Source organism: Acidovorax sp. KPB24-03, from assembly GCF_057546605.1.
The window spans coordinates 1-2,809 of the sequence record NZ_BAAJYR010000439.1 but is presented as its reverse complement, the minus strand read 5'-3'; the positions used below and the strand labels follow the sequence as shown (position 1 = coordinate 2,809).

3 protein-coding genes and 1 pseudogene are annotated in these 2,809 nt (G+C 68.8%); all 4 read right to left on the bottom strand.

All coding sequences use genetic code 11. The annotated features are described in order from the left end of the window. On the bottom strand, positions 1-848 hold an 848-nt coding region (locus AC27KI_RS22215), incomplete at its 3' end, for a DMT family transporter (RefSeq protein WP_487115871.1). Positions 849-948: 100 nt separating this feature from the next. Then, complete coding sequence (locus tag AC27KI_RS22210) at positions 949-1,371, bottom strand: BLUF domain-containing protein (RefSeq protein WP_272565458.1); 423 nt, start codon at positions 1,369-1,371, stop codon at positions 949-951. 1 nt (position 1,372) lies between these two features. Next, entirely contained in the window at positions 1,373-2,098 is a 726-nt protein-coding gene (gene folE, locus AC27KI_RS22205; protein ID WP_272565459.1) for a GTP cyclohydrolase I, read from the bottom strand. A 121-nt stretch (positions 2,099-2,219) separates the two neighbouring features. After that, positions 2,220-2,809: pseudogene (locus AC27KI_RS22200) on the bottom strand (phospholipase D-like domain-containing protein); the annotation flags it as partial.

The window sequence follows — 2,809 nt, the reverse complement described above, 5'->3', positions numbered from 1 at the left end:
ATCAGCACCGCGCCCGCGATGCGCGCGGCCCGGTCGCCCTCGCCCAGCAGGTGGCCGCCGATGAGGGCGGCGAACAGCATCGACACCTCGCGCGCCGGCGCCACGTGCGACAGCGGGGCCTCCTGCATGGCGTACAGCACCAGCACGTAGGCCACCGGGCTCACCGCCGCCACCAACAGGGCGAAGCGCCACTGCACGCGCCAGAGCACGCGCGCGGCCGGCAGGTCGCGCAGCACCACGGGCGCGAGCACCGCCACCCGCACGAAGTTGCCCATGTAGTCCACGAGGATGGGCGACATGCGCAGCACCTTCACCGCGTAGCCATCCACCACCGTGTAGCTGGCGATGAACGCGCCGGTGAGCACGCCGTAGCGGATGCCCGCATGCACCCGCTGCCGCGCGGCCGGGTCGTGCGCGGCGCGCAGCAGCGCGGGGCCGCCGGCGATGAGGAACACCCCGCCCACCACGCCCGCGATGCCCAGGCCCCCGAGCAGCGAGATCTGCTCGCCCAGGAACGTGATGGCGACGAGCGACGACATCAGCGGCCCCGAGCCGCGCGCGAGCGGGTACACCACGGTCAGGTCGGCCTGGCGGTAGCCGCGCAGCAAGATGACGTAGTACGCCACGTGCAGCAGCCCGCTGGCCACGACGAAGCCCCATTCCCTGGCGCCCCATTCGGGCACGGCGTCGCGCCCGAGCCACCAGCCCAGCGGCGCCCAGCCCAGCATCATCAGCACCGAGGTGAAGAAGGCAAAGCGCGAATCGCCGCCCGCTTTCTTGGCCGCGATGTTCCAGCATGCGTGGATGAGCCCGGCCAGCAGGATGAGGGCGAAGGCGTTAAAGGTCACGGTGGTGAAACGGGGGAGAGGAAGCCTGAATGCAGAAGGCCGCAGCGCACGGCGCCTGCGGCCTCGGAAGACGGGTGGGGGACGGGGGAGGCAGGCCCGCCTAGGCGCGGCCGATGATGGACGCCGTGGCCATCAGTTCTTCCAGCAGCGCGAACGACACGCGGCCCGACACCGAGTACGGGTCCAGCTCGGGCTTTTCGGAGTATTTGAGCAAGATGGAATGGTTGATCCGGGTCAGGTTGACCTGGCCCATGGTCCAGCCGCCGAAGCGGCGCTCGTGGATCTCCTCGAAGTGCAGCAGCTCCACGTCCTTGTGCCGCGGGTCCTTCTGGATGTGGCCGTACAGGGCGCTCACCGCGGAACGGCCGCCCTCGATCGCCTGCAGGAACACGCCCCCGCCGTAGCAGAGCACGCCGGTGATGCCGCAGGTGGGGTTGTGCTGGCGCGACTGGCTGAGGATGGCTTCGATGGCGTCGGGCGAGGTGTCCACGGCGCGGCTGGCGTAAAGCAGTCGGACGAGCATGTCAGTTCCTTCCGGGAATGAGCGAGAGGAATTCGCGGCGCAGGGCCGGGTCCTTGAGGAACACGCCGCGCATGACGGAGTTGAGCATCTTGCTGTCCATCTCGCGCACGCCGCGCCAGGACATGCAGAAGTGGCTGGCCTCCATCACGATGGCCAGGCCGTCGGGCTGGGTCTTTTCCATGATGAGGTCGGCCAGCTGCACCACGGCCTCTTCCTGGATCTGGGGGCGGCCCATGACCCAGTCCACCAGCCGCGCGTATTTGGACAGGCCGATGACGTTGGTGTGCTCGTTGGGCAGCACGCCGATCCAGATCTTGCCCATCACGGGGCAGAAGTGGTGGCTGCAGGCGCTGCGCACGGTGATCGGGCCGACGATCATCAGCTCGTTCAGGTGCTCGGCGTTGGGGAACTCGGTGATGGCCGGCTGCTGCGCGTAGCGGCCCTTGAAGACCTCGTTGAGGTACATCTTGGCCACGCGCCGCGCGGTGTTCTGGGTGTTGTGGTCGGTCGCCGTGTCGATGACCAGGCTGTCGAGCACGCCCTGCATCTTGGCCTCGACCTCGTCGAGCAGCAGTTCCAGCTCGCCGGGCTCGATGAACTCGGCAATGTTGTCGTTCGCATTGAAGCGCTTGCGTGCCGCGGCCAGCCGTTCGCGGATTTTGACGGAAACGGGCGTGCCCTCTTCGGGCGGCGCGTCGTTCGATTCGGCGGCGAGTTGTCTGAACATGGGCGGCATCGTACCAGCGAATGCCCGCCCCGGCTTGCTGAGTGTTTTTTGGCCCCCAGCGCATATTCCTCTAGGGCGCATAGCTATAAAAATAATAGCACCAAACCCAAGCCGCACCGGCTCAGTAGCGGTTGCCGGTCACCCAGAGCGCGGCGCGCATGATGGCGAAGGCGATGCGGTCCAGCGCGCGCTGGCGCCAGGGGCGCTCGGCATAGGCGCGCGGGTCCATGCGCTGGCCGGCATGCTCCATGGCGTGCACCAGGCGTTCGCGCAGGTCGGCGGCGAAGCCCGCGTCCTCGATCACCACGTTGGCCTCGCGCGCCAGCAGCAGCGACAGCGGGTCCAGGTTGGACGAGCCCACGGTGGCCCAGGGGTGTTCGCCCAGCGCATCGACCACCGCCACCTTGGCGTGCAGGAAGCTGGGCGAATACTCGTGGATCTCCACGCCGGCCTTGAGCAGCGCGCCGTACACGGGCCGGGCCGCGTGGTACTGCATGAAGTATTCGTAGCGCCCCTGCAGCAGCAGGCGCACGCGCACGCCGCGGCGCGCGGCCAGCACCAGCGCGCGGCGCAGCTTGCCGCCGGGCACGAAGTAGGCGTTGGCGATGATGATCTCGTGCCGCGCGTTGGCGATGGGCGCGGCGGTAGGCGCGCTCGATGCGGCTGCGGTTGCGGCAGGTTGTCGCGCAGCACCAGCGCGGCCCGCATGCG